At 66.3% G+C, this 24,022-nt stretch carries 23 protein-coding genes and 1 pseudogene; 14 read left to right on the top strand and 10 right to left on the bottom strand.

Annotated features, from left to right (window positions below; translation table 11 throughout):
* Nucleotides 1–16 precede the first annotated feature (16 nt).
* From BN1186_RS12270 to BN1186_RS12260, 3 genes are all read left to right on the top strand, one after another.
* Nucleotides 17–490, top strand: coding sequence for a bifunctional nuclease family protein (locus BN1186_RS12270; protein ID WP_040284840.1), 474 nt, complete (start codon nucleotides 17–19; stop codon nucleotides 488–490).
* A 151-nt stretch (nucleotides 491–641) separates the two neighbouring features.
* On the top strand, nucleotides 642–1,193 hold the full coding sequence (locus BN1186_RS12265) for a MerR family transcriptional regulator (RefSeq protein ID WP_040284332.1): 552 nt from the start codon (nucleotides 642–644) through the stop codon (nucleotides 1,191–1,193).
* Nucleotides 1,194–1,233: 40 nt separating this feature from the next.
* Nucleotides 1,234–2,394 (top strand): YhjD/YihY/BrkB family envelope integrity protein, encoded by a 1,161-nt coding sequence (locus BN1186_RS12260; RefSeq protein WP_040284331.1) that lies wholly within the window; start codon nucleotides 1,234–1,236, stop codon nucleotides 2,392–2,394.
* Between the two features lie 66 nt (nucleotides 2,395–2,460).
* On the opposite strand, the gene BN1186_RS12255 is transcribed toward BN1186_RS12260, so the two are convergent.
* Nucleotides 2,461–3,681 carry a pyrophosphate--fructose-6-phosphate 1-phosphotransferase gene (locus BN1186_RS12255; protein ID WP_040284330.1) on the bottom strand — a complete coding sequence of 407 codons (1,221 nt, stop codon included), beginning with the start codon at nucleotides 3,679–3,681 and terminating at the stop codon, nucleotides 2,461–2,463.
* 119 nt (nucleotides 3,682–3,800) lie between these two features.
* On the opposite strand from BN1186_RS12255, the gene BN1186_RS12250 reads away from it, so the two are divergent.
* Genes BN1186_RS12250 through BN1186_RS12240 form a run of 3 tightly spaced genes read left to right on the top strand, consistent with a single transcriptional unit; the run spans nucleotide 3,801 to nucleotide 5,233 of the window.
* Nucleotides 3,801–4,172 carry a TadE/TadG family type IV pilus assembly protein gene (locus tag BN1186_RS12250; protein ID WP_040284329.1) on the top strand — a complete coding sequence of 124 codons (372 nt, stop codon included), beginning with the start codon at nucleotides 3,801–3,803 and terminating at the stop codon, nucleotides 4,170–4,172.
* Nucleotides 4,169–4,600 carry a TadE/TadG family type IV pilus assembly protein gene (locus BN1186_RS12245; RefSeq protein WP_040284328.1) on the top strand — a complete coding sequence of 144 codons (432 nt, stop codon included), beginning with the start codon at nucleotides 4,169–4,171 and terminating at the stop codon, nucleotides 4,598–4,600. Before BN1186_RS12250 ends, BN1186_RS12245 begins: the two co-directional genes overlap by 4 nt.
* Before the next feature lie 9 nt (nucleotides 4,601–4,609).
* Nucleotides 4,610–5,233, top strand: a complete 624-nt coding sequence (locus BN1186_RS12240; protein WP_040284327.1) for an L-threonylcarbamoyladenylate synthase — start codon at nucleotides 4,610–4,612, stop codon at nucleotides 5,231–5,233.
* Between the two features lie 4 nt (nucleotides 5,234–5,237).
* Here the strand turns inward: BN1186_RS12240 and BN1186_RS12235 are convergent, their stop codons facing one another.
* The 7 genes from BN1186_RS12235 to BN1186_RS12210 all read right to left on the bottom strand — a co-directional run bounded on the left by BN1186_RS12235 (nucleotide 5,238) and on the right by BN1186_RS12210 (nucleotide 13,626).
* Complete coding sequence (locus tag BN1186_RS12235; protein ID WP_147625369.1) at nucleotides 5,238–6,356, bottom strand: hypothetical protein; 1,119 nt, start codon at nucleotides 6,354–6,356, stop codon at nucleotides 5,238–5,240.
* A gap of 218 nt (nucleotides 6,357–6,574) precedes the next feature.
* Nucleotides 6,575–6,733, bottom strand: coding sequence for a hypothetical protein (locus BN1186_RS15605; RefSeq protein WP_180349077.1), 159 nt, complete (start codon nucleotides 6,731–6,733; stop codon nucleotides 6,575–6,577).
* A 49-nt stretch (nucleotides 6,734–6,782) separates the two neighbouring features.
* Entirely contained in the window at nucleotides 6,783–9,671 is a 2,889-nt protein-coding gene (locus tag BN1186_RS16290; protein WP_040284325.1) for a putative mucin/carbohydrate-binding domain-containing protein, read from the bottom strand.
* 34 nt (nucleotides 9,672–9,705) lie between these two features.
* Nucleotides 9,706–10,503 (bottom strand): DUF937 domain-containing protein, encoded by a 798-nt coding sequence (locus BN1186_RS12225; RefSeq protein ID WP_052460121.1) that lies wholly within the window; start codon nucleotides 10,501–10,503, stop codon nucleotides 9,706–9,708.
* Nucleotides 10,504–10,593: 90 nt separating this feature from the next.
* The gene (locus tag BN1186_RS12220) at nucleotides 10,594–11,439 is read right to left on the bottom strand and encodes a carbohydrate ABC transporter permease (RefSeq protein ID WP_040284324.1); all 846 of its coding nucleotides are present in this window, start codon (nucleotides 11,437–11,439) and stop codon (nucleotides 10,594–10,596) included.
* Nucleotides 11,432–12,346, bottom strand: a complete 915-nt coding sequence (locus BN1186_RS12215) for a carbohydrate ABC transporter permease (RefSeq protein WP_052460120.1) — start codon at nucleotides 12,344–12,346, stop codon at nucleotides 11,432–11,434. The genes BN1186_RS12220 and BN1186_RS12215 overlap by 8 nt, the downstream gene beginning before the upstream one ends.
* Nucleotides 12,346–13,626: an ABC transporter substrate-binding protein gene (locus BN1186_RS12210; protein ID WP_040284323.1), complete on the bottom strand. Its 1,281-nt coding sequence runs from the start codon at nucleotides 13,624–13,626 to the stop codon at nucleotides 12,346–12,348. The genes BN1186_RS12215 and BN1186_RS12210 overlap by 1 nt, the downstream gene beginning before the upstream one ends.
* A gap of 184 nt (nucleotides 13,627–13,810) precedes the next feature.
* On the opposite strand from BN1186_RS12210, the gene BN1186_RS12205 reads away from it, so the two are divergent.
* The 3 genes from BN1186_RS12205 to BN1186_RS12195 are packed head-to-tail and all read left to right on the top strand — an operon-like array spanning nucleotide 13,811 to nucleotide 16,868.
* Entirely contained in the window at nucleotides 13,811–14,815 is a 1,005-nt protein-coding gene (locus tag BN1186_RS12205) for an alpha/beta hydrolase (protein WP_040284322.1), read from the top strand.
* Between the two features lie 29 nt (nucleotides 14,816–14,844).
* Complete coding sequence (locus BN1186_RS12200) at nucleotides 14,845–16,200, top strand: alcohol acetyltransferase (protein ID WP_246043311.1); 1,356 nt, start codon at nucleotides 14,845–14,847, stop codon at nucleotides 16,198–16,200.
* Nucleotides 16,197–16,868: a DUF6320 domain-containing protein gene (locus BN1186_RS12195; protein WP_139651095.1), complete on the top strand. Its 672-nt coding sequence runs from the start codon at nucleotides 16,197–16,199 to the stop codon at nucleotides 16,866–16,868. Before BN1186_RS12200 ends, BN1186_RS12195 begins: the two co-directional genes overlap by 4 nt.
* 93 nt (nucleotides 16,869–16,961) lie before the next feature.
* On the opposite strand, the gene BN1186_RS12190 is transcribed toward BN1186_RS12195, so the two are convergent.
* Nucleotides 16,962–17,297, bottom strand: coding sequence for a TraR/DksA family transcriptional regulator (locus tag BN1186_RS12190; RefSeq protein WP_040284319.1), 336 nt, complete (start codon nucleotides 17,295–17,297; stop codon nucleotides 16,962–16,964).
* Between the two features lie 1,076 nt (nucleotides 17,298–18,373).
* On the opposite strand from BN1186_RS12190, the gene BN1186_RS12185 reads away from it, so the two are divergent.
* From BN1186_RS12185 to BN1186_RS12170, 4 genes and pseudogenes are all read left to right on the top strand, one after another.
* A complete protein-coding gene (locus BN1186_RS12185; RefSeq protein ID WP_040284318.1) occupies nucleotides 18,374–19,039 on the top strand; it encodes a helix-turn-helix domain-containing protein in 666 nt (221 codons plus the stop codon).
* Complete coding sequence (locus BN1186_RS12180) at nucleotides 19,036–19,815, top strand: hypothetical protein (RefSeq protein WP_040284317.1); 780 nt, start codon at nucleotides 19,036–19,038, stop codon at nucleotides 19,813–19,815. The genes BN1186_RS12185 and BN1186_RS12180 overlap by 4 nt, the downstream gene beginning before the upstream one ends.
* Nucleotides 19,816–19,966: 151 nt before the next feature.
* Nucleotides 19,967–20,125 (top strand): annotated as a pseudogene (locus tag BN1186_RS12175) (IS256 family transposase); the annotation flags it as partial.
* A gap of 335 nt (nucleotides 20,126–20,460) precedes the next feature.
* A complete protein-coding gene (locus tag BN1186_RS12170; RefSeq protein WP_040284316.1) occupies nucleotides 20,461–20,910 on the top strand; it encodes a PTS sugar transporter subunit IIA in 450 nt (149 codons plus the stop codon).
* A gap of 70 nt (nucleotides 20,911–20,980) precedes the next feature.
* Here the strand turns inward: BN1186_RS12170 and lpdA are convergent, their stop codons facing one another.
* Nucleotides 20,981–22,381: a dihydrolipoyl dehydrogenase gene (lpdA, locus tag BN1186_RS12165; protein WP_040284315.1), complete on the bottom strand. Its 1,401-nt coding sequence runs from the start codon at nucleotides 22,379–22,381 to the stop codon at nucleotides 20,981–20,983.
* A gap of 92 nt (nucleotides 22,382–22,473) precedes the next feature.
* Here lpdA and BN1186_RS12160 point away from each other — a divergent pair, with 92 nt between their 5' ends.
* The gene (locus BN1186_RS12160; protein WP_040284314.1) at nucleotides 22,474–24,015 is read left to right on the top strand and encodes a helix-turn-helix domain-containing protein; all 1,542 of its coding nucleotides are present in this window, start codon (nucleotides 22,474–22,476) and stop codon (nucleotides 24,013–24,015) included.
* Nucleotides 24,016–24,022 lie beyond the last annotated feature (7 nt).

Here is a 24,022-nt window from a genome sequence, read left to right as displayed (position 1 = left end):
GGGCTACTGTTGCACCATGATCGGCCTCGAAGTACTCGGCATCCGCATCATCTCGCCCGAGGATCCGCCGGTGCTGCTCCTGCAGGAAGCCGGCGGCACGCGCTGCCTGCCCGTGTGGATCGGCGCCCCAGAGGCCGCGGCGATCGCGGTGGCCATGGAGGGGCAGACGGCCGAGCGACCCATGACCCACGATCTGCTGGCGAGCGTCCTGGCGCTTCTCGAACCGGGCGAGGGCACCGTCGTGCTCGAGTCGATTGACGATGGCGTGTACCGGGCCACCCTGCATGCGGGCGGCCATGAGGTGGACGCCCGGCCGAGTGATCTCGTCGCGGTTGCGGTGCGCCTGGGGTGGCCCATCCAGTGCACGCGGGCCCTGATGGAGCATGCCGGCGTCGAGGTGGATCCCGCCCCCAGCGACGAGGTGGAGGCCTTCCGCGCCTTCCTCGACAGGGTCACCCCGGAGGATTTCGAGGACGACGAGACGTCATGAAGTTGAGACAACCCTCAACCTCAGGTCGAACCACACCCGTGTAAATCTCGCCGGTGTTGGGCGTGTCGTTGACCGGCGGGCACGAGGGGGGTTAGCGTCAGAAGCGTCGCCGGTGAGACCCACTGGTGCCGGGTGAGTGAAGTGAGGAACCGTGACCAAGAAGGCAGCGCTGCAAGAAGTGCTCTTTGACGGCGACTTTGCCCCTGTGCCCAGCGACACCGGCTATCGCGGCCCCATCGCCCACCGCGTGGCGGGCATCACCTACCGCCAGTTGGACTACTGGGCCCGCACCGGTCTGGTCGTCCCGTCGATCCGTAACGCCGAAGGCTCCGGCACCCAGCGCCTGTACTCGTTCCGCGACATCCTCCTCCTCCGCGTCGTCAAACGGTTCCTGGACGTCGGCATCTCGCTGCAGCAGATCCGCCTGGCCATCGAACACCTGCGTGAGCGCGGCGTCGACGACCTGACTGAACTCACGCTGGTCTCAGATGGGTTCAGCGTCTACGAGGTGACCTCCGCCAACGAACTGTTCGACCTCTCGCGCGGCGGTCAGGGCATGTTCATGATCTCCGTCAGCAGCGTCTGGCGGGAGTTGGAGGGCACCCTCTCCGAACTGCCGGGCGAGCGCACCGCAGCCGATGCCCCGCTCGTGGAGGACCCCTCCGACGAGTTGGCCGCCCGCCGCCGTTCCCGCGCCGTCTGACCTCCCCGAAGACCGCCCTGCTGGCGGTAAACTCGGGCCGGTGAAGGACTGGATCGCCAGGGTCATCGAACGACCCTTCGTGGCACACGCTCTGGCCGCCATCGACCGGTACAACACGCGGCTCGGCCCGCAGTTCGCCGCTGCTATCACCTACTTCACGGTGCTGTCCATGGTGCCGATCCTCATGTTCGCGTTCGGCTCGCTGGGGCTGACCCTCACCGTGCTGCGGCCCGATCTGATGGACCAGATCACCAGCTTCATCATCGACTTCCTCGGGGACGAGGGGATCGGTGAGAGCATCGGCAAAGCCATCGAACAGGCGCTCAGCGATTGGCGCAGCGTCTTCACCGTGGCGCTGATCACCGCCGTGTACTCCGGCCCCAACTGGGTGGGCAACCTGAAGCGCGCCGTGCGTGTCATGTGGGCTGACAGGTTCTCCGACGCGACTGAGCGTAAGCATTTCCTCCTCGACCTGGTGACCAACTTCGCGATCTTCCTGGGAGTGCTGCTCACCCTCGGCTTCGGGGTGGCCGTGGCCCAGATCGGGCACGGGCTCAGCCAGCAGGCGATCGACTGGCTGGGCTGGGGGAGCTTCCCCGGGATCGGCTTCTTCTGGCGCCTGGTCACCTTCGTCCTGACGTTTGTGGCCAGTTGGATCCTGATGGCGTTCCTGTTCGCGGTGCTGCCGCGCAAGGTCGTCAGCCCACGCGCCTGGCTGACCGGCACGCTCGTGGGAGCCGTGCTGGTGGCGGTGCTGCAATCTGTTGGCGGCCTGGTGACCGGGCTGATGGGCCGCACGAGCGGGGCCAACTTCTTCGGCCCGGTCATCGTGATGATGCTGCTGTTCAACGTGCTGGCCACGATGATCCTGCTCACCGCAGCCTGGGTGGGTACCGAGGACGTGTGGCGGGCCAAGCTGGCGCAGCGGGCCGCCCGCGAGCGTTCAGCGACCCCGGCCGCGCCTGCGGCGGCGGACCAGGTGGAGGAGACTCTGTCCTCCCCGCAACCTGTCGAGATCGATGACCTGGCCGGCGCCCTTCCCGCACTACCGGAACCCAGCCGGGAGGAGTACGTGCGTCAGGATGTGGCGGCGCGCGGCATGAGAGCCAATCTCGGCATCGGCTACGGCATGGGCGCAGCAACGGGGCTGGGCCTGGGGGCACTCATCGTCGGCCTGCTGCGGGCCATCTTCCGCCGCTGACCGGAAAGACGACGCCGGCCGCCCCTGGGGGCGGCCGGCGCGGTTGGTCCCTCGAGGGACGCAGGCTCAGTGGGCCTGTGCGGGCTTCGGGAACTCCTGGCCGATGTCGGCCAGCATCTTCTTGTACCAGTCCTGGTTGATGTCGAAGGCCTTGCCGCCCTTGATGCGGTCGAACGCGATGGCGCTGAGCACGTCGCCGTTCTCCTCATCGTGGCCGATGACGCCGGGCTCGCTGGCCAGGGCCTTGTCGACGGCCAGATCCGTGCACTCCTTGATCAGCGCGAGATCAGCGTCGTTGGCGGCAGCAGAGCGGCTGAAGTAGCCGGACTTCTGGATGAGCACCTTCTCGGCGTTGAGCTTCTTGGCGAACTGGTCGCCGAACCAGGCGCCGGGGTTGACCTCGTTGAGGCGGACGTGGCCGAACGGGTCGCGGGGGACCTCTTCGCCCTGGGCCTCCATCTCGGCGACGATCGAATCGAGACCGGCTCCCTCAGACAGGAAGATCGTCACGTTGCCGACCTCATCCATGATCTTGTTGAGGCGCTCAGACTCGGCGGCGATGTTGATCTCGCCCTCCGGCACGTAGACACCGTGCACGTCCCAGGCCTCCTTGGACAGGCCGATCTCCGGCAGCCACTCCTGCTCGTCCAGCCATTCGCGGTACTTCTGCGCGGTGGCGGCGGTCAGCCAGCCGCAGTGGCGGCCCATGACCTCGTGCACGATCAGCATGCGGGAGCCGGAGTTGTGCTCCGCCACCACGTTCTGCGCGAAGATCGAGCCCTGCTCTGCGGCGGTCCAGGCGCCCAGCGACTGCTTGATCGGGATGACGTCGTTGTCGATCGTCTTGGGCAGGCCCACGACGGTCAGCTCGTAGTCGTTGTCGTGCAGGTACTTGGCCAGATCCGCAGCGGTGGTGTTGGTGTCGTCGCCGCCGATGGTGTGAAGCACGTCGACGCCGTCTTCGACGAGGCGGTTCGCAGCGAACTCGAGCGGGTTGACGCCCTCCTGAACCAGGCCGCGCTTGACGAGGTCCTTGGCGTTGGTGAGCTTGACGCGCGAGTTGCCGACGGGGGAGCCGCCGAACTTGTGCAGCAGAGCCGCGTTCTTGCGGACGGTGTCGTCGACGACGAGGAAGTCGCCCTGGAGGAGGCCCTGGTACCCGTGACGGTAGGCAATGATCTCAACCTCAGGCGCAATCTCGGTGTAGCGCTCGATGAGTCCGCCGATCGCCGAGGAAAGGCAGGGAGCGAAGCCGCCGGCCGTGAGGATGGCTACCTTCTTGACCATGAGTGTCCTTTCGTGTGTGGTGCGACGCTGTACGCGTCGACGCCCAGCCTATTGCACGTTTATCCACAGGTTGACCCGGGTGCTGGGTTTCTGACCTGTTGATTTGCGAGGATGGGGCCATGCAGACCGGGCCGCGCGACGAGCGGGGGATGAGTTCCTCGGTGCAGGCCGCCCTCTTGCTGCCGTTGGCGATCGGCCTCCTCCTGGGGTTGGTGCAGTGGGCCCTTGTTGCCTGGGCTGAGTCGACGGCCTTGGCCGCGGCCCAGCAGGGCGCCGCCGTCGCCGCGGCGGAGGGTTCCTCCGAGGGTGCCGGCGAGGCGGCCGCGTTGGAGGTGGCCGGGAACGGCTCGCTGAGTGGGGCGACGGCAACAGTGCGGGACGGCGGGCGCCACACCACGGCGACGGTGACCGGCCGTGCCGTGGTGGTGCTGTGGCCGTTCGAGGTGTCCAAGACGATGGTGGCGACCACTGAGCGGGTGACCGAGCCATGACGTCGCGGTCGCGCGACGAGCGCGGGCTGTCCATCTCGGTGGAGGCCGCCGTCGTGCTGCCGGTGATCGTGCTGTTCATCGGCCTGCTGTTGACGCTGGCGCGGATCGTGCTGGCCGAGCAGCACGTGGGGTCTGCGGCTGCGGCGGGGGCCCGCGCCGCGTCGCTGGAGCGCAGCGTCGCCGTGGCGCACCGGGAGGCGGAAGTCGCCGTCGGCTCCGCTCTGGCCCAGCGCAACGTGGCGTGCCGGAGCACGGCGGTGGACGCGGACGCGGCGGGGGTGGCCCGCCCGTTGGGAGCCCAGGCCACGGTGACGGTGAGCGTCACCTGCGCCGTCGAATTGGCGGATGTCTCGCTGCCGTTCATCCCCGGCACAGTGGAGGTGACGGCTCAGCGCTCTTCTCCGGTGGATCCGCTGCGGGGTCGCTAGGCTCTGGTCATGGCTCAGTACTTCGATGTGCACCCAGACAACCCGCAGCCGCGCGCGCTGGCCCAGGCTGCGCGGATCCTCGCCGACGGCGGGTTGATCGTGTACCCCACCGATTCATGTTTCGCGCTCGGCTGCGCTTTGGGCAACGCTGAGGGCATCGCGCGGATCAAGCGCATCCGTGATCTTGATGACAAGCACCATTTCACCCTGGTGGTCGACGAGTTCGCCAAGCTGGGGGAGTACGTCCATATGAACAACCGGGACTTCCGGGCTGTGAAGGCCGCCACGCCGGGCCCGTACACCTTTATTCTCGAGGCCACCCGTGAGGTGCCGAAGATGATGATGCACCCGAAGAAGCGCACCGTCGGCGTGCGGATCCCGCAGCACCGCACCACCTTGGAACTGCTGAAGGCCTACGGCGCACCGATGCTGTCGTCGACGCTGCTTCTGCCCGGCCACGAGGACGCCCAGACCGACGGGTGGGCCATCAAGGAACTGCTCGACCACGATGTGGACGCGGTCATCGATTCGGGCGACTGCGGGCTGGAGCCATCGACGGTGGTGGACATGACCGGCGACGTCCCCGAGGTGGTGCGTGTCGGGGCCGGCGACCCTTCGCCGTTCGAGGAGTAGAGCCCTAGTCGATGTCGACCAGGCTGCTGAGCTTGGCCGGCCCCTTGTCTTCCCTGAGCAGCACTGCGCGGTAGCGGTTGCGCGCCGCCAGGTTGAGGCGTACCTCGTCGCTGACCCGGTCCAGGAACAGGCTGCGGTACATGGAATCCTGCAGCATCGAGGCCGCGAACGAGATCCCGCTGAACAGCGCCAGGATGAGGCACACCCGGAACATGTGCGCCTCGATGGGCATGCCCACGCCGAGGATCACGAGCTGAGAGGCCGGCACGCCCGTCCACTTGGCGATCAGGGCGTCGGTGAGCGTCAAGGATCCGAACGATGCGAAGACCAGGAAGGTGACCGCGCTGAACACCGCCACCTGGATGAACTGGATGGCGGCAGAGACGGCGATGAGATTGAATCGCTCACCCAGCGACAACCTGGAGGTGTGCGGCTCGAGCCCCACGAAGGGCGTGTTCTCCAGGAGCGGTTCGCACTCGTCGTCGTCGCGCACATCGCGCAGCAGATCGAACGATGTGGGCAGCACGATCAGCATGATCATGAGGATCAGGAAGCCACTCAACATCCACATCCGGGGTTTGCTCATCACAGCGGAGAGCGTCCACAGCTCCTCGGTGAAGAACACCAGCAGCACCGTCAGCAGCAACAGCGGGAGGATGCGCGCGATGGCGGGGAACGTGGTGGCCATCTCTCTCGCGCCACGACGGCCCGCCCACCCCAGGATGGAGCCCGCACCGTAGTAGCCGAAGAGCGCCGCGACGAGTAGCAGGAGGAGCCGGAGCTCGATGCTCATGTGGAGTCCCTTGGTGGCCTGCGTGAGGCTGGCCACGAGGCTCAGGCCGAACAACCAGAACACGATGATCAGCAGACCGATGGCCAACTGGACGCGGGGGCTCAGCTTCGTCTGGGCCCTGGCATAGCCGATGGAGGCCGGCAGCCCGGCCACCGCCACGATGCTCGCGATGATCACACGCGTGAGGATGTCGGGGTACTGGATCAACTCGACGAGGTCCAGGGTTTCGCCCGAGATGGCGGCATCGAAGATGGTCAGGCCAGTGGCAAGGAACATCAACGCGATCAACAGCGGCACAGTGCGCGAGACGATGCCTCGAAGACGCCGCATCGGCGGGACCACCAGCGGCAAGCCGTTGGTGCGCAGCCAGTGCTCCTGGCGCTGGAGTAGAGGTCGGCCCGCCACTAGTGCAGGAACCTGATGGCGCCGGGATAGTTGTAGACGCGGCCCTGGCGGGACGCCGCGCTGCCGATCATGCGCGACCACCAGCGGCAAGCCGTTGGTGCGCAGCCAGTGCTCCTGGCGCTGGAGTAGAGGTCGGCCCGCCACTAGTGCAGGAACCTGATGGCGCCGGGATAGTTGTAGACGCGGCCCTGGCGGTACGCCGCGCTGCCGATCATGCGCGTGATGGCGAACTTGAGCACGGTCTTGAGGTGCGTGTAGCCGCCGGAAGGTGGCGGCGGGGGAGTGCAAGGGTCCTGGCTCACAGCTGCCTCCTTGAACTAGACGCCCTCAGCGTAGCCCGTCGCGGTGGTGTCATCGCCAGGATGGGTCGCCGAAGAGGACGATGTTGTTGAAGACCCACTGGTTGTTCTGGGAGAAGGTGTAGCCGCCTGCGGTCTTGGGGGTTGCTGCGTAGACGGTGGTCATGGTGTAGCTGCGGCAGGCGCCTCGGCCGGTTTGGGGGGTGTGGCATTCGGTGCGCCACTGGCGGCCGCCGGAGGTGAAGCCGTCCATGTTGTGCATGGCGAGGGGGTTGCCTTTCCAGGCGGTTTCGGTCATGTAGGGCAGGTAGGTGAGGTTGTTGAAGGCCCAGCCGTCGTTGCGTTGGTAGGTGCCGTTGGTGTGGGTGATGACGGTGGCCCAGATGTCGGTGCGGCAGCGCACGGTGTGGGAGTAGGGCTCACAGGTGGTGTTCCAGCGGCGGCCGTTGATGGTGTGGAGGCCGGCCTTGGTGTACGGGGCCGTCGGCACGTACTTCTTCGCCGGTGTCGGGGTTGAGAGCTTCGACGTGGGCGCGGGCGACGGCGGTGGATCGGTGCGGGTGGGTGCGGCCGTCGGTTTCGGGGTGACGGTGGGTTCCGGGGTGACCGTGGGCTCTGGTGCGGGGCGGGGCTCGGTGGCTGGCTGCACCAGCGCGTCGAGGAGCTCTCCGTACTTGCCGGCCAGGGCGTCGCGTTGTGCTGCGGGGAGGGCGAGGATGGAGGCGCGCAGCGCCGCTGCCTGGGGTGCGAACCACCCTTCGCCCTCGGCGGCAGCCTCAAGGTGCACCAGGCGGGTTTCGAGGGCAGCGAGGTAGGTGGGCAGCGCGGCCTCTGGGGACTCCTGCTTGACGAGGCCGTACTCGGTCACGAGGTAGGTGGTCGTCTGCTGATCGGTCGCGAGATCGACGCGCGACTCACCGGTGGTGACATCCACAGGGCGCAGCCGAGCCTGAGGCTCAAGGTGCATCACCTCGACGAGCGTGCCCACTGGCGCGGAGACCGCCTGGCTGGCGGGTCCCTTGGAGATCGTGTTGCCGACGAAGCTGCGCTCGAGCAGCGTCGCGCCCGTCGGAGACGTGACGAGTACCGAGGTGTAGTCGTTGGAGAAGTAGGAGTGGGGCTCCACCATCCGGTCCTCCAACGTCAGGGTGCCGAGCACCGGATCGTGGGTCAGCGACGCGAACGACACGTCGCTCAAGCCCAGGAAGTTGAGCCGGGCGCCGCCGACGGACGACGGGGTGGCCTCCGCGGGGTAGGTGACCGCGGCGTTGCCCGAATCTGGTGTGTTGACGGGTGCCAGCAGCCAGCCAGATGCCGGCACGTGCCCGGTGCCCCGGTGCTCCGGGTAGCGGACGGTGTAAGTGCCGATCGGCAGATCGGCGAAAGTCGCGGTACCCGCCACGAAGGGTGCGGTGGCAACCTTCTCCGCTCCGTCCCAGAGCGTCACGTAGCGGCCCTCGACTCCGGAGACGTCGCCCGTCATCGTGACGCGCGCGGTGGTGGTCACGCCCATGGTACGGGTGGTGGCGGTGGGCACGAGGCTGCCGGCACTCTCCAGCCCCAGATTCGCTGCAGCGGCGGCCGTCGCCTCGTAGGAGGGATACAGGTCGCGCAGCGGCGTAGCCATGGTGGCGGGCGTCACGTCGAGGAGTTGGGTGCGTAGCGCGGGGCTGAGGGGCAGGGCGTAGGACTCGAACCAGGACACGAGGTTGACGCCACTGACCAGGCCCCAGTGTTCCGCGATCAGGTCGCTGCGCCGCTGGGCGGCGGGCCTGGCGCCGTCAGCTTCGAGCGTGCGCAGCGTTCGGTTGAAGGCGCGCAGGCCCTCGACGTCTCCGGTGAGTTCGGCGATGCGCACCATGAAGTCGAGCCGCTCTCGGAAGCCCAGCTCGGCATAGGGGAGGACGCCTCCGTTCGCGATGCGCTTGTCGTCGATGGCCCCCTGCTCCGGGGCCTTGCGGCCCCAGTAGAGCCACTCGTCGACGTCGTGGACGAGCTTCTGATAGTGGTAGCCGTAGATGTTGTTCCACACCTCGCCGAGCTGGATGTCGGTGCCGTCCGCGGGCCGGGTCATGAGCCCGTCGTAGCCGTGGGCGGTCTCGTGCAGGATCACCCAGGCGTGGGGACCCAGCAGGTAGGGCTTGATGCTGGGTTCGCTGGTGCCGACGTAGTTGCCAGACTGGTAGTACGCGTAGCCCCAGCCGTTGCGGTCGGGCCTGAGGAAGTAGCGCTGCTCGTCGTTGTGGTGCTCGGTCCTGGGATCGGCGTCATCGAGGCCCAGCCATTGGTTGTAGGTGCTCATGATGTGGCGGTAGCCCTCGATGGCGTCGTCGAGGCTGTCGAACTGAGACCATTCCCAACTGCGGAGCAGATCCCGGTCGAGGATGGGCACCAGCATGGAGAAGCTCGGATCCACGAGCACGGCGAAGGGCGCATCGGAGGCGTCCCAGGCGGCGAGGAACTGGGTGGGTGAGTCGCCCAGGCGATACTCCGGCATGGCGTAGGCGGTCCCGCTGACGACGCGCCACTCCACCTGCGGCGCGACAGGCCAGGACCGGTCGTCGCGCAGGAGGAAGAACACGCCGGAATCGGCTGCGGCCGTCACGGGGACCCAGGCGCCGTTCGGCGGCAGATCGGCCGAGCGGTCGGTCCGGTTGCTGTCGGTCATCAGTGACAGCTGAACCCCGTGGACCCCGTTGGTGACCCTGGCCTCGACGACGGCGCCGGCAGCCAGCGCCAGCCCCGTCGACTCGCGGGCCATCCCGTCGCCGCGTCCCACCCCTGTCTGCGCGATGACGGGGTTGCCCGCCTCCAGCACCTCCAGGGTCCGCGAGGAGGTCTCACCCAGCGCTTGAGCGCCGAGCGGGAGGCCGGCGATCGCGATGACGACGAGGGCGACGATGAACACGCGGATGGACCGCGGAAAGGCGGGGGAGAGCACGGGGCGAGTCTAGAGCGGTCTGTGCCTGTTCCCGTCATCGGTGGAGGAGCGCGCAACCTGCGCGAGCGCGTTGCGGTGGTTCACCGCCAGGATGGGTCGCCGAACGGGGCCGACGGCGCCCCTCGGGAGGAGGAGCACCGTCGGTGCACGGTGGGGACTGGGGATCAGCGGCGACCGCCGCCGAGCAGGTCGCCCAGAATCTGGCCGAGCACGCCGCCGCCGAGCCCGCCGCCGCTGGGCTGGTTGGTCTGCTGCGTCTGCGGCTGCGGGTTCTCATCAGGGAACGGGATGGTGGCACCGAGCGCGGCGGCTGGGGCGGAGGGGGCGCCTGCCGGCTGCTGCTGCCGCCGCCCAGCACCTGGCCGAGGATGTCGCCCAGGATGCCTCCTCCGGAGCGTCCCTGCGGCGCCTGCTGCGGCTGACCCTGGCGCTCGTCGCGTCCCATGAACTTGCCCGCCAGCCACGCCATCACGATGGGGGCGAGGATGGGCATCAGCTTCTGGATGAGGCCGTCACCGCCGCCCAGCCCGCCGAGCTGATTGATGACCTGGCCCTCGTTCTGACCGAAGATGTGGTGGCTGATCTTGGCACCGTCAGAGGTGTCGATCTTCGACACGTCGACGCCACCCTCGAGCAGCGACGGATCGTGGTCCTTCAGCGCGCTGGCGATGGAGGCCTCACCGGCCGGATCCTGGGCGTTGGCGCCGAGGCCCATCAGCAGCGCCGGCAGCGCGTTGCGGACGGCGTTTTCCACTTCGGCCTGCGGCTCGCCCACCTGCTGGGCGATCTGCTCCATGGGGAGCTTGTTGAGGATCTCCTGGTAGTCCAACATGCACGACTCCTTCTGCACAGTTCACCGTGCGCCATACGGCGCACACCACAAAACTACCGGCCTCAGTGCAGCTAAGGGTGGGCTTTGGTGTTAACCCTGCAGGCCGGAGGTGGCGAGGCCCTCGATCACCCGCCGCTGCATGAGCATGAAAAGGATGAAGATCGGCGCCATCGCCATCACGGATGCCGCCATCAGCACCGCGTAGTCGGTGGTGTGCTGGCCCTGCAGCGTCGCGATGCCGACGCTCAGCGGCATGGACTCCTCGCGGGTGGTGACGATCAGCGGCCAGAGGAGGTCGTTCCAGGAGTAGAGCACGGTGGTGATCGCCACAGCGAACAGCCCTGGGGTCGCCAGGGGCAGCATCACCCGGGAGAACACCTGGAAGGGGTTGGCGCCGTCGAGGCGGGCGGCCTCCTCAAGTTCGGACGGCAGGCTCATGAACTGCTGGCGCATCAGGAAGGTGCCGAAGGCGGAGAACAGTCCCGGAAGGATGATCGCCCACGGCGTCTCCAGCAGGTTCCATGCCTGGATGATGCCGTACTGCGGGATGATGTAGGCCTGCGAGGGGATCATGAGGATCAGCAGCAGCAGAATGAACAGGGTGTTGCGGAAGCGGAATCGCATCCGCGCGAAGGCGTAGCCGGCCAGCGAACACAGCACCACCTGCCCGAGGGTGCGGGCCACGGTGATGAGCACCGAGACACCGAACTGGTTCAGGAACGGCAGCCGGTCGAAGACGGCGGTGTAGTTCTCGAAGTGGAGCCGGTCAGGGATGGGTTTGGGCGGCATCGACTGGATCTCCGCGTTGGTGGACAACGACATCAGGATCTGCCACAGGAACGGGAAGGTCATCAGCACACCGCCGAGCAGCAACACGACGTGGGCCCAGGGGTACCGCGCGCGGTGACCCCGCCGTCGGGCATCGCGCTCAGCCATAGTGCACCCACCTGCGCTGCCCGAGGAACTGCACCAGGGTGACGGCGGCGACGAGCACCAGGATCACCATCGCCACAGCCGCCGCGGTGCCCTTGTCGTTGAGGATGAAGCCCTGGTGGTAGAAGAGGTAGACCAACGAGCGGGTCTGGGGGAGTGCGGGGTTGGTCCACCCCATCATGGCGAAGAGGGCATCGAAGAGTTGGAACCCGTTGATGGTCTGGATGATGGTGAGGAAGAAGATCGATGGCGTGAGCATGGGCACGGTGATGCTGAAGAACTGACGGATGGAGCCGGCCCCGTCCAGGGCGGCCGCCTCGTACAACTCGCCGGGGATGCCCTTGAGCCCTGCGGACAGGATGATCACGTTGAATCCGATCGACGCCCACAGCCCGAAGATGGCCACCGTGAACAGCGCGAAGCCCGGCGTCGTGAGCCAGTAGGGCGTCTGCTGGACGCCCAGCGCACGCAGGCCCTGGTTGACCAGCCCGAAGTCCCCGTTGAAGACGAGCCGGAAGACCTGGGCGATGGCCATCGGCATCGCCAGATATGGCATGAAGAACAACGCGCGATACAGGTTGGCGAAGCGCAGCCCGGGCAGCGCGATCAACGACGAGATGAGCACCGCGATGGGGATGCCGAGCAGCACGATGAGGGTGTAGAGCACCGTGTTGCCGAGCGCGGAACCCAACTCGCCGCCCGAGAGGAGGGCCTCGTAGTTCTCAATGCCGACGAACCTCGAGTTGCGGCCGAATGCGCTGGAGCGTGTCAGCGACGTCCAGGCGTTGGCGACGATGGGGTAGTAGTAGAACACGGCGACCCCGGCGAGAAGGGGGCCGACGAACACGACGGGCCACCAACCCACGCTGGTGGGGTGCCTGCGCCGTACCCCCTTCGCGGGCGCCGCCATCAGCGCTCGGCCGCCAGGAGTTCATCCATCTGCTGTGCCAACTGCTCCGCGGCCTGCGCCATGGGCACGTCGCCGCCGAAGGCGGGGGTGAGGATGTCGGCCTCCAATTGGTTCCAGGCGGCGGTGTTGCGGGAGACGGGGTAGGGGACCGCATAGTTCTCCGCCGCGTCGGTGAAGACCTTCAGGTTCCATTCCGGCTTGACCTCGTGCCACTTGTCGGCCGTGCCCTGCCACGCGGGAATCGCGGTGCCGTTGGCGGCGTCGGTCCGGCCGGCCTCCTCGGAGGTGAGGTGGCGCTGCAGCGCGGAGGCGGCTGCGAGATGGGGGGAGTTGGCCGCGACGACGTAGGCGAGCCCGTGGATCGTCGAGGCACGTTCCTTGTCGCGGGGGAGCGGCACGACCACCAGCTCACCCGGGTCCGGATAGTCGGCGAGCATGGCGGCGGTCTCCCAGGACCCCGTGTGATGGATCGCGGCCCTGCCGGAGGTGAACACCGTCTGCGGCGGGTTGTCGGCGATCACGCGCGGATGGGGGACCGCGCCGTCGGCCACCAGCTTCGACCAGAACTCGAGCCCCCGGATGGTTGCGGGATCGGCGTAGCCCGAGCGGCCGTCGGCGATGATGTGGCCGCCGGCTTGGGCCACCGTGTTGTACCAGTTCTGCTGCCCGCCGATGTTGAGGTCGGTCACGACGGCGTGGCCACGGTCGCCGAGGCCTGCAGCAATCGCCCGGGCGGTCTCACCGAACTCGTCCCACGTCCAGGTCTCAGTGTCGGGGAGTTGGACGCCGGCTTCCTCCAGCAGACGCTGGTTGACCCAGCAGGCGATGGTGTCGAAGTCCTTCGGGATGCCGTAGCGGGTGCCGTCGACAGTGTAGAGATCCGTCATGGCCTGGGGGAACACGTCGAAATCGACGTCGTCGCCCACCGGGGCCAGGAGGCCCTCGACGGCGTAGAGCTGCACGTGGAGGCCGCTCATCCAGAAGACGTCGGGCAGATTGTCGCCCTCAGCCTGGGTGCGCAGGCGGGTCCAGTATTCGCTGGGGCCGGTCAGCGCCGGGGTGACGGTGATGCGCGGGTACTGCTCTGTGAAGCTGGCAATCAGCGCGTCAACGGTCTTGGACTGGTTGCGGTCCCAGTAGGCGAGCTCGAGGGTCGCCTCGGTGTCCTCATTGATCTCATCGGGTTGGTCAGTGCTCTGCGTGCCGCCGGAACTACAGGCAGCGAGGCCCCCGGCGAGCGCCAGCCCGCCGATGCCCGTGAGAAGTGTGCGTCGTCGCATGGAGATCTCCTTTGTCCGATGCCGTCCGCCGTCGACGGAGAGCGCATCACCAAGTGTGCTGCACAGAACCGGTTTCCGCACGTGACTAGCCCGCGAGCCGTGAAATCCCCACCTGATGGACCACCTCGCTGTGAACAGGTGCACTGGGTCTGAGGGCGGGGGCGTCACGCCGTAAGATTGCCGCATGGGTGCAGCAGCGCAGGATGCCAATCCGCCGGTCAATCCGCTGATGCGGGCCATCCTCGGCCTGTTCGCCGCGCCCCGGATCAACATGCGCGAGGATTATGAGAAGGTCCGCCGTGCTCAACGGGCACTGTCATGGGTGCCGAGGGATCCCGGCCGGATCCTCGATCGGTCAGTGACCGCGCAGGCCGGGCACCAGATTCCGCTGCGCATCTTCCTCCCCAAGGCCCGCATGGGGGAGGGTGTGCTGTTGTTCTTCCACGGCGGTGGCTGGACAATCGGCGACATCGACACGTACTCCGCCACCTGCCGCACCATGGCCGAGCTCACAGGCCGGGTGGTGTGCTCCGTCGGTTATCGGCTGGCACCTGAGCACCCCTATCCGGCCGGGCTCGAGGATTGTCTCGACGTTGCGGAGACGCTGCTGAGCGACCCTGCCCTCGCCGGAGCCGCCGCGCCAGAGGACGTCACGTTGGTCGGCGACTCTGCTGGCGGCAATCTCGTTGCCGCAGTGACGCTCGCCCTACGTGGCAGGGGCAGCCCGCTGCCGGGGGCGCAGATCCTGTTCTACCCGGTCACCCAATGGGACCATGACCCGGCCACTTCGCCGTATCAGTCGGTGGCCGACTACGGCACCGGGCTGCGACTGACGGCTGCGGAGGTGCAGGACTACGTCGCCATGTACCAACCGGATCCCGAGCTTCGGCAGTCGCCGCTGATGTCTCCGCTCCTCGCCGAGGATCTGTCGGGGCTACCGCGGGCGCTGGTCGTCACCGCCGAGTACGACCTGCTCCGCGACGAGGGGGAGGCGTACGGCCATGCCCTCCGCGCCGCTGGCACACCCGCCCGCCTTGAGCGTATCGACGGCGCCCTGCACGGCTTCATCGGGCTGCCGCGGCTCTCGCGGCATGTCGCGAAGGCCTACGAATTCGTCACGGACTTCCTCGACGGCACCCTCTCCGACAGCAGACCTCTGCCGTCGCCTTCGGCCGGGAGGCGCGGGTGAAACGGGTAGCGCCTCAGCGCCGGCCATGGGTGAGACTCGACAACGCCGCCAACATCTTCCTCGCTGCCCGCAGCGATGTCGACAGCAAGGTGTTCCGCCTGGCGGCAGAACTCGACGAGCCGATCGTCCCGGAGGTGTTGCAGGAGGCTCTGGACCGGGTGTTTGCGCAGTACCCGCTCTTCAGCGCGGTGCTGCGGCAGGGCGTGTTCTGGTACTACCTCCAACAGTCGGACCTGCGGCCGACAGTCTCGGAGGAGACCGGGCCGCCGGTGCAACACCTCTACCATCATCAGCGCCATGACCTGTTGTTCCGGGTGGTCTATCGCGGACGACGCATCTCGGTGGAGATCTTCCACGCACTGACCGACGGCACCGGCGCCTTGTGGTTCTTCGAGGATCTTCTGACCGAGTACGTGGGTCTGCGGCACGTGGAGGAGTTTCGCGAGGTGCTGGGCGCAACCGAGATGAAGCAGGATTTCACCGTGGACGCGTTCACGCACTGGTTCCGCCCAACCTCGGCACCGGTGACATTCGAAGACGATGCCACCGCCGCCGTCGAGTCCCCGTCCACCGAACTGCCTGCTGAGGCTGAGAACGGCCCGCCCGCGACGACCCGCCGCCGCCGGCGGCGCGACGTGCTGCGCATGCGGGGGACACATTCCCCGGACCTGCGCACACGGGTGATCGAGCTGTCCATGCCGGTGGGTCCCGTCCTGCGACTGGCCAAAGCCGAGGGTGTGTCGTTGACGATCTACCTCCTGGCAGTGTTCTTCGACTCGGTGCGGCGAACACGGGTGCAGGCCCAGTCGCTGCCCCGGACGTTGACGTGCTCGGTGCCGGTGAACCTGCGGCAGTTCTTCCCGACGGCGTCCGGACGCAACTTCTTCGCCACCACCATGCTCGCGCACACGTACACCGGCGACGGCGACGAGGATTCCATCTCGCGTGTGTGCGCAGACCTCGACCGGCAGTTCCGGCAGGTCCTCACCAAGGAGGGGCTCGCCCGCAAGATCCGCCGCCTCGTGCGGTTCGAGCGAAACCCTGCGCTGCGGATCATCCCGCGGCCGCTCAAGGATGTGATCCTCGCCTCGGTCAACGCCTTGTCCAACCGCGGCATCACGCTGGCCATTTCGAACCTGGGCAGGGTGGTGCTCCCGGAGCCGGTGGCGCGGCACACGGGCCGTCTCTACCTCCATGTGGCGGCCGTCCGGCCGCAGTTCGGTGCGGTCAGCCACGGCGACCAGCTCACCGTTTCGTTCACGTCGCCGTTCGTCGAGACCGACTACCACGCCGCGTTCGTCCGGCACCTGACCGATGCGGGAATCCCTGTCGAGATCAATGCCAGCCGGGTCACAGCAGACGAGCTGGCCGAGGCGGACGCATGAGGCGGTGTTCGTCCTGTGGGGGAGAGGTGCTGGGCCAGTGGGCCGACTGCCCGCTGTGCCGGGTTGAGCTGGACCCTGTCGACACGGCGGCGTCGGATGGCGCGGAGGTCTTCCCGGCCCCGCCGCTTCGCTTTGATCGACGACAGGTCTGGGCGGCTGTGGTGGCGCTGTCCGTGCTGGTCCTCATCTTCTCGTTCACTGCACCGGCGATCGTTCCCGGCCTCACCCCGCCGGTGCGCACCGTGTGGTTGTCAGTCGCGGTTGTGTGGCTCGTGGTGATCGCAGCCGTCCAGCGCCGCCGCAACGTGGGCAGCCTGGTGGGCTGGCTCGTCGTGTTGCTGTCCGCGGCTGCCGTCGTCTGGAACCAGTACGACGGGCCCGCCTTCTGGGCCACGACGTGGGTCATCCCAGCCATCTGTACCGCCGCCAACCTCGCCCTCGGCGCCATCGTCTGGATCATCCGGCTCGACCCGCAGGAGCATCTGGCGAAGGCGCTGCTCGTCGGACTGATCGGCCTGGTGCCGGGGTTGTTCGTCGTCTTCGGTTGGGTGGCAACCCCGCTGCCGGCATTGATCTGCGTGGGCTTCAGCCTGCTGGTGGTGTCACTGATCCTGATCATCCGGCCGCGCCAGCTCGGTTCAGCGCTGCGACGGCGGCTGCATCTCTAGGGAAGCGCTGCTTATCGCCGGTCCCTGAGCCAGCCGCGCGCGGCTGGTCGAAGGGCGCTGAACGTGACTAGGGCGGGCCGGACGGAGGTCGCTTCAGTCTGCGTAGTCCACGCACGTTGTGGACCAGGGCCTGAACGAGAGCCTGCCCTCCGGAATCGGCTCCTGGCAGACGTCGCACCGCCCCCATGTGCCGTCCAAGGCCTTCTCTCGGGCGCGCTCGACCTGGTCGAGGGTGCCGGCGAGGCTCTGCGCGATGGAGGCGTCGCCCATCTGTTGGATCGCCTGGGTGGTGCCGTCGCCGATGCGCTTGCCGAACCCGATGACGGTCTCGGCGTCCACGGGTGCCGTGAGCTCGGCGAGCTTGGCACGCAACTCCATGGCCTTCTCGTCCAACTCGGCAAGCACCGCATCCTGATCGAAATCCGTCATCCGGACAGTGTCGCCCAGAACGGCCCTGCCTACAAGGCAAGGCCGAAATCTTCCCCCGGGGGCAGTGGATGGCTGCGGTCCGGCCGGAATCTGTGAAGTGCAGATCACACATTCGGTCGTGAATCCGTCATGCGGCGTCGCTGGCCCCATCCAGTACAACGAAGTTGTCGACATGTTCAAGTCGGGAACCTTGTCCGTTGCTGGGTCCGGTGTTCAGGTGCCCCGCCACGAGATGTACGGAATGAGAAGGAACGCCGGTGTCGTGACAATCGGACAGTACTATCGGAAAGCCATGATCTGTCTAAACGTCAACTGTGGGAGTTATTCCATTCGAAAGTCGGTATCGTGACCCGAGTCCTTGTTGGTCTACTGATTGGCGCCTGGGGCTGTATTTCACACCTGATCACTCTCGTACTGTTCGCTGATCCTTGGATCTTGCTATGCAACTGCCTTTTCTGGGCGGTTGTTTATATGATCCGAACCCCTTCAATACGCCTATTCGGGGTCCAAGTTGTGGTGACCCAGGCAGTTGCAGTGGGGGCAAGCTTAGTGGCGGAGTTGAGTGTCTATGCATTGCTAGCAGTGTTTCCTGCAACCCTCTGTTGCGCACTGTGGATGGCTCCAGTGGGGATAATCTCCTCTTACTTGCATGGGGGTCTTGTGAAGCAGCGCGTAGAAGACCATGCCGACTGATTGAGGACCATCGTCACCCGTCTGCCGTAGCGGGTGGTAGTGCCGATCACGTACTCGGTGCACCCGGCCCAGGACGTTGGAGCGCGTCGAGTTGAACGCGGGAGAGCCGTCGCCGCCGCTGTGAAGTGACAGATCAAATGGCAACCGATGCCACGCGATCTTCGTAGAGCCGGGGCAGGGAGGGTTCGTCCTTGACAGCATCCGTGACATTTTCTCGGACCCGCGCGTACGTGACTGCGGAGTGACAGGACGAGCCGCTGTAAACGCCGGCGCACAGTTGCGGGTGGTGCAGCCAGACGCTTGACGGTCCCAACGTGGGACCGCTATGGTTTGCTAGAGGTCACGGCACAAGGCCACGACCAACTCCCAGAGGGGATTTTCAAATGAACAAGCAATTCGTGTCGTGCCCGCAATGCGCGAACGACGCCCTGGTCACGTACAGCTACGCGGTGGTGTGCCGTGCCTGCGGGTGGTCACTCCCTGACTCCGATCCGAGGTATCGGGAACACGTTGAGGAACTCGGACTGGCGAACGTCCGGTTTGAAGGGCCGATCATTGAGGCTCTCGAAGCGCTTCCGTCCAACTTCGGTGCATCCCTGACGACTACCCGCAGCGCGTTGCCGGCAAGCCACCCAGTGCACAGCGACTCGCCCTATTCGCTGACGGCTGCCGAGTTCAAGAGGCGGCGCGAGCAATTCGGCCTGAGTGCGGACTGGCTTGCCGAGCGACTCGGTGTGGCTCTCAAGACAGTCCAGCGCTGGGAGAACGGACACCGACCCATCCCGGACGGGATCGAAGCCGAGATGGACACTATCTCCACGGCGATAGGACACCTGGCCGCAGCGCCCATCGCTGAGCAGCTGCTCGCCACACCTGATGGTGTGATGATGATTCCACGCTCCGGAACCCATCTCGGTTTCCCCGCGTCGTGGTACCGCGCCGTTGTGGATTCGGTACGGCACATTCTTCAGACAGAGCACGGCGAAGAGGGGCTATCAGCTTCACGCTTCAGAGTCGTCTACCTCGACGAAGTGGAGGAGCAGAAGTGAGCAACACCCTGACAGGGCTGGAGCGCTTCGCTGCCCTGATCCCCGAGACCATGCTGGACGTTCCAGGACACGCCTTCTACACAGGCGAAGAGGGGTTCACCGGCAACCGGCCCCTCTACCTGCTGGGCCTGAACCCCGGCGGCGACGGCAGCGAGACCGTTCGCCAACAGTTCCAGAACCTCAAGGCCGCCCGCCGCGCCTACTCCGCCTACGTCACGCACACATGGAAGCCAGCCGCCCGCATCGACCACAACGTTCTCCACCTGCTGCGCAAACTGTCCCTCAAGCCGACCGAGGTGCCGGCGAGCTGCCTGGTATTTTCCCGGACGCATGCCGAATCGGACATCGCCAAGGAATTCGGGAGATTGGCCAGACTCTGCTGGCCGTTCCACGAGGCGGTCATCCGCACCTTGGGTGTGCAGGTCGTCGTCTGCTTCGGCAAGAGCACCGGTGAGTTCGTCCGCCGGCAGTACGGCGCCCACCACGAGATCGACCATTTCGTGGAGCGGAACAACCGCGGATGGCGGAGCACCACCCATCTGTCCTCAGGGGGGCTGAAGGTCGTCACCGTGACCCATCCGTCACGTGCTGACTGGCGCAACCCGTTGGCCGACGTCTCACCACTGGTGGCGCGAGCACTCGAGGACGGCCAGAACCCGCGCCGATTCACTTCGACGGTCAATCACGTGGCGTCACCGGTGGGCAGCAGAAGTTGCCCACCGGTGGCGTCAATTGGGTCATCGGCAGTGACATTCCAAACAACAAGAGGGAAGTGACACAGGAAGTGTGAAGTGACAGTTGGTTTAGTCAAGTCCCTCATAGTGGTGTAGCCCCCACAGTGGCCGTGGCCGTCGACGACGTCAGCGCGGTCACCGCGGGATCCTTCGAGTTCACCTACCAAAGCTCTCTCAAAAGGAATCAACCACGATGACCGCTCCTCACATTGTCGACCCCGCCCGCGTGCTGGGCAACCTGCTGACCGAAGCATCACCAGACATAATGCGCCAGCTCCTGCAGAACATGATCAACGCCCTCCTCTCAGCCGACGCCGACGCCGTCTGCGGCGCCGAATGGGGACAGCCCTCCAGCGAAATGGATCCTTGCTGCGCCTGGGGGCTTGTCGGTGGAGCCAGCGTGGCGTCTGTGACGTTCGCGGGGAGTGCCTGCTGCCTGACAGCCAAGTTCGCACCTCACTTGGAAACATAAAGTCAGACTGAGCATAAGTTCCGTAGAGGGTCATGTCTAGTGCGAAAGAGGAAAGAATCACTGGGAGGGGACACCGCCGCATCCGCGCTTGATGCCAACCAAGACACTCTGGATGTCATAATGTTGCTTATCGGACTGCGGTTCGAGTGTGGGGCGGCGGCGGGTTCAACTGGCACAAGTGACATGATGGGGCCCGATACCTAAGGAGATATCCGATGGAGATTCAGGCTCCCTGTGGAGGCCACGTCATCGCCATGCGCGACGTCAGCGACCCCGTGTTCAGCGAGCAGGTCGTCGGGCCCGGAGTGGGCATCGAGCCCACCGGCGGGCGCAGCCAGGTCGTCGCTCCTGCGGACGGCGTGCTGCTGAAGGTCAACCCGCACGCGTTCATTCTGCTGGTCGACGGCTCCGTGGGCATCCTCGTCCACATCGGCATCAACACCGTGCAACTGGGCGGCGAGGGCTTCGAGGTGCTGGCCTCGCAAGGCAGCACCGTGGCCGCTGGGACACCCGTCGTGGCCTGGAATCCAGACGGCATCTCCGGTGAGTCAATCTCCACGACGGTCATCGTGGCCGTCATGGACCACGCCCCGGATTCCATCGACAGCGCTGTGATCGGCGCCGACGTGGCGGCCGGTGACGCACTGTTCCGCATCGAGGCGTGAGCCACCCGCTCCGATGAACGGCGAGAGCCCCACGTCGCGCGCGCGACCTGGGGCTCTCGATGGTTGTGGATCAGAAGTTGATCATCTTGCCTGCGATGCCGTGGGCGGCTTCCTTCAACGCTTCGGACAGCGTGGGGTGCGCGTGGATGTTGTGCGCCACCTCCTCGGCCGTCAGATCGTAGGCCTGCGCCAGGGTGAGTTCCGGCAGCAGTTCGGTGACGTCGGGGCCGATCATGTGGGCGCCGAGGATCTCGCCGTAGGTGGCGTCTGCCACGATCTTGACGAAGCCGGTGGCGTCGCCGAGGCCCCAGGCCTTGCCGTTGGCGGCGAACGGGAACTTCGCCACCTTCACGTCGAAGCCCTTCTCCTTGGCCTGCGCCTCCGAGTAGCCGAACGACGCGATCTGCGGCTGGCAGTAGGTGGCGCGCGGGATCATGTCGAAGTTGATCGGGTGGGTCTCCTCCCCCGCGATCTTCTCCGCTGCGACGATCCCCATCGCCTCGGCCGCGTGGGCCAGCATCATCTTGGCCGTGCAGTCACCGATGGCGTAGATGTTGTCGACGTTGGTGGCCATGTACTCGTCGATGGCGATGGCGCCGCGCTCGGTGAGTTCAACACCGGTGTTCTCCAGCCCGTAGCCCTCGGTGCGGGCCGCGAAACCGATCGCGGAGAGGAACTTGTCCGCCTCGAGCACCTCCTGGTCCCCACCCTTGGCGGGGCTGACGGTCACCTTCACGCCGGAGCCGGTGTCCTCGATGCCCTCCACCTTCGTGGAGGTGAGCACCTTGATGCCGAGCTTCTTGTACGCCTTGGCGAGCTCGGCGGAGATCTCGGCGTCCTCCGTGGGCACCATTCGGTCAAGATACTCCACGATGGTCACGTCCACGCCGAACTGGCTCAGCACGTAGGCGAACTCGGTGCCGATGGCTCCGGACCCGCCGATGATGATCGAGCCGGGCAGCTCCTCGGCCAGGATCTGCTCCTCGTAGGTCACCACGTTGGCGGAGCGTTCGGTGCCCGGCAGCATGCGGGTGACGGCACCGGCAGCGATGATGCAGTTCTTGAAGGTGACGGTCTCCTTCTCCCCTCCGTCCTTCTCCACCTCGATCGTGGTGGCGTCCTTGAAGGTGCCCCAGCCGTCGATCTCGGTGATCTTGTTCTTCTTCATCAGGAAGTGGATGCCCTTGGTCATCCGCTCGGACACCGCGCGGCTGCGCTTGAACGCCTTGCCGTAGTTGAACGTGACCTCGCCCTCGATGCCGTAGGTGTCGGCCTCGTGGGTGAAGATGTGGGCCAACTCCGCGTTGCGCAGCAGCGACTTGGTGGGGATGCACCCCACGTTGAGGCACACGCCACCCCAGTAGCGCTTCTCGATGATCCCGACCTTCAGGCCGAGCTGGGCGGCGCGGATCGCGGCGACGTAACCGCCGGGGCCGGCGCCGAGGACAACGACGTCAAATTCAGAGCTCATGGACCCCACTCTAGTGTCTATGCGGGCGTGCCGGGACACTCCGTCATCAGCTTGATGCAGCGGTTATCTCATCCATGAGATAACCTGATGTGATGATGAGTGCAACGAGTGAGTCGATCGGTCAGATGATCCGCGACGCCCGCGCCGCCCGCGGCTGGTCGCAGCAGAAACTGGCCACCGAACTGGGCACCGTGCAGAGCGCAGTGCACAGGATCGAGAACGGCCAGCAGAACCTCTCCCTGTCCATGATCGGGCGCCTCGCCGAAGCCCTGGAGATGCCGCTGATCCAGACGGCCACCGAGGGCACGGTCAACTTCGAGATCGAGGGCGGGCGAACCCTGTCCGGCGAGATCGACGTGCGCACCTCCAAGAACGCGGCCATGGCCATCCTGTGTGCCAGTCTCCTCAATCACGGCCGCACCGTCCTGCGTGGGATCGCCCGCATCGAGGAGGTGGACCGCATCTCGGAGGTGCTCACCTCCATCGGCGTGACCCTCACCTGGATCGGGGACAACGATCTCGAGATCAGGCGCCCGGCGCAGCTCACCCCCGAGACCATCGACGCGCGCGCCGCGAAGCGCACCCGCTCGATCCTCATGCTGCTGGGCCCCCTCATGCATGAGTTCTGCAACTTCCGTCTCCCCTTCTCCGGAGGCTGCGACCTCGGCGCCCGCACCGTCCACCCCCACATGTCGGCGCTGAGCCGCATGGGGTTGACCGTCGAGGCCACCGACGGCAACTACCACGCCGCCGTCGGCGAACGCTCCGAGGAGCATCGCTCCATCACCCTGATCGAGCGCGGCGACACGGTCACGGAGAACGCGCTCATGGCGGCCGCCCGCACCCCCGGGGTCACCACGCTGCGCAACGCATCGGGCAACTACATGGTGCAGGACCTCTGCTTCTACCTGCAGCTGCTGGGCGTCCAGATCGACGGCGTGGGCACGACCACCCTGACAGTCACCGGTGTCGAACACATCGAGCAGGACGTCGAGTACAGCATCTCGGAGGACCCCATCGAGGCGATGAGCCTCCTGACCGCCGGCATCGTCACGCGCTCGGAGATCATGGTGCGCCGCTGCCCCATCGAATTCCTCGACGTCGAGTTCGCGGTGCTCGACGAGATGGGCCAGCAGTTGAAGTTCTCTGAGGAGTACGCCAGCCGCAACGGCAAGACCCGCCTCGTGGACGTGACGGTGATCCCCTCGGAACTCAAGGCGCCTCTCGACAAGATCCACCCCATGCCGTTCCCCGGCCTGAACATCGACAATCTGCCGTTCTTCGCGGTCATCTGCGCCACCGCCACCGGGCAGAGCGTCATCTACGACTGGGTCTACGACAACCGCGCCATCCACCTGAAGAAGCTCTCGGAGCTGGGCGCCAACATCCAGCTCATGGACGCGCACCGCCTCCTGATCATCGGGCCGACGAGTTGGCGCGGACGCCGCATCGAATCCCCGCCGGCGCTGCGTCCGGCGGTGTGCCTGCTGCTGGCCGCCCTCGCTGCGAGGGGCACCACCACGCTGATGGACGTCTACGTCATCAACCGCGGCTACGAGGACCTCCCGCAGCGCCTCAACAAACTGGGCGCCTCCATCAACACGTTCTGGGGCGAGCCCGCAGACGAGAACTGACGGCGAG

The organism is Tessaracoccus massiliensis (assembly GCF_000826065.2).
In the GTDB taxonomy this organism is placed as follows: domain Bacteria; phylum Actinomycetota; class Actinomycetes; order Propionibacteriales; family Propionibacteriaceae; genus Arachnia; species Arachnia massiliensis_A.
Note: the sequence above shows the minus strand (reverse complement) of the source record. Positions and strands in the feature narration are given on the sequence as shown.

Bases quoted from the DNA above. Each gene is read 5' to 3' on its own strand.
- BN1186_RS12270 (WP_040284840.1), top strand. From the start codon at position 17: ATGATCGGCCTCGAAGTACTCGGCATCCGCATCATCTCGCCCGAGGAT.
- BN1186_RS12255 (WP_040284330.1), bottom strand. From the start codon at position 3,681: ATGGTCAAGAAGGTAGCCATCCTCACGGCCGGCGGCTTCGCTCCCTGC.
- BN1186_RS12250 (WP_040284329.1), top strand. From the start codon at position 3,801: ATGCAGACCGGGCCGCGCGACGAGCGGGGGATGAGTTCCTCGGTGCAG.
- BN1186_RS12245 (WP_040284328.1), top strand. From the start codon at position 4,169: ATGACGTCGCGGTCGCGCGACGAGCGCGGGCTGTCCATCTCGGTGGAG.
- BN1186_RS12240 (WP_040284327.1), top strand. From the start codon at position 4,610: ATGGCTCAGTACTTCGATGTGCACCCAGACAACCCGCAGCCGCGCGCG.
- BN1186_RS12235 (WP_147625369.1), bottom strand. From the start codon at position 6,356: ATGCGGCGTCTTCGAGGCATCGTCTCGCGCACTGTGCCGCTGTTGATC.
- BN1186_RS12225 (WP_052460121.1), bottom strand. From the start codon at position 10,503: ATGTTGGACTACCAGGAGATCCTCAACAAGCTCCCCATGGAGCAGATC.
- BN1186_RS12220 (WP_040284324.1), bottom strand. From the start codon at position 11,439: ATGGCTGAGCGCGATGCCCGACGGCGGGGTCACCGCGCGCGGTACCCC.
- BN1186_RS12215 (WP_052460120.1), bottom strand. From the start codon at position 12,346: ATGGCGGCGCCCGCGAAGGGGGTACGGCGCAGGCACCCCACCAGCGTG.
- BN1186_RS12210 (WP_040284323.1), bottom strand. From the start codon at position 13,626: ATGCGACGACGCACACTTCTCACGGGCATCGGCGGGCTGGCGCTCGCC.
- BN1186_RS12205 (WP_040284322.1), top strand. From the start codon at position 13,811: ATGGGTGCAGCAGCGCAGGATGCCAATCCGCCGGTCAATCCGCTGATG.
- BN1186_RS12195 (WP_139651095.1), top strand. From the start codon at position 16,197: ATGAGGCGGTGTTCGTCCTGTGGGGGAGAGGTGCTGGGCCAGTGGGCC.
- BN1186_RS12190 (WP_040284319.1), bottom strand. From the start codon at position 17,297: ATGACGGATTTCGATCAGGATGCGGTGCTTGCCGAGTTGGACGAGAAG.
- BN1186_RS12185 (WP_040284318.1), top strand. From the start codon at position 18,374: ATGAACAAGCAATTCGTGTCGTGCCCGCAATGCGCGAACGACGCCCTG.
- BN1186_RS12170 (WP_040284316.1), top strand. From the start codon at position 20,461: ATGGAGATTCAGGCTCCCTGTGGAGGCCACGTCATCGCCATGCGCGAC.
- lpdA (WP_040284315.1), bottom strand. From the start codon at position 22,381: ATGAGCTCTGAATTTGACGTCGTTGTCCTCGGCGCCGGCCCCGGCGGT.
- BN1186_RS12160 (WP_040284314.1), top strand. From the start codon at position 22,474: ATGATGAGTGCAACGAGTGAGTCGATCGGTCAGATGATCCGCGACGCC.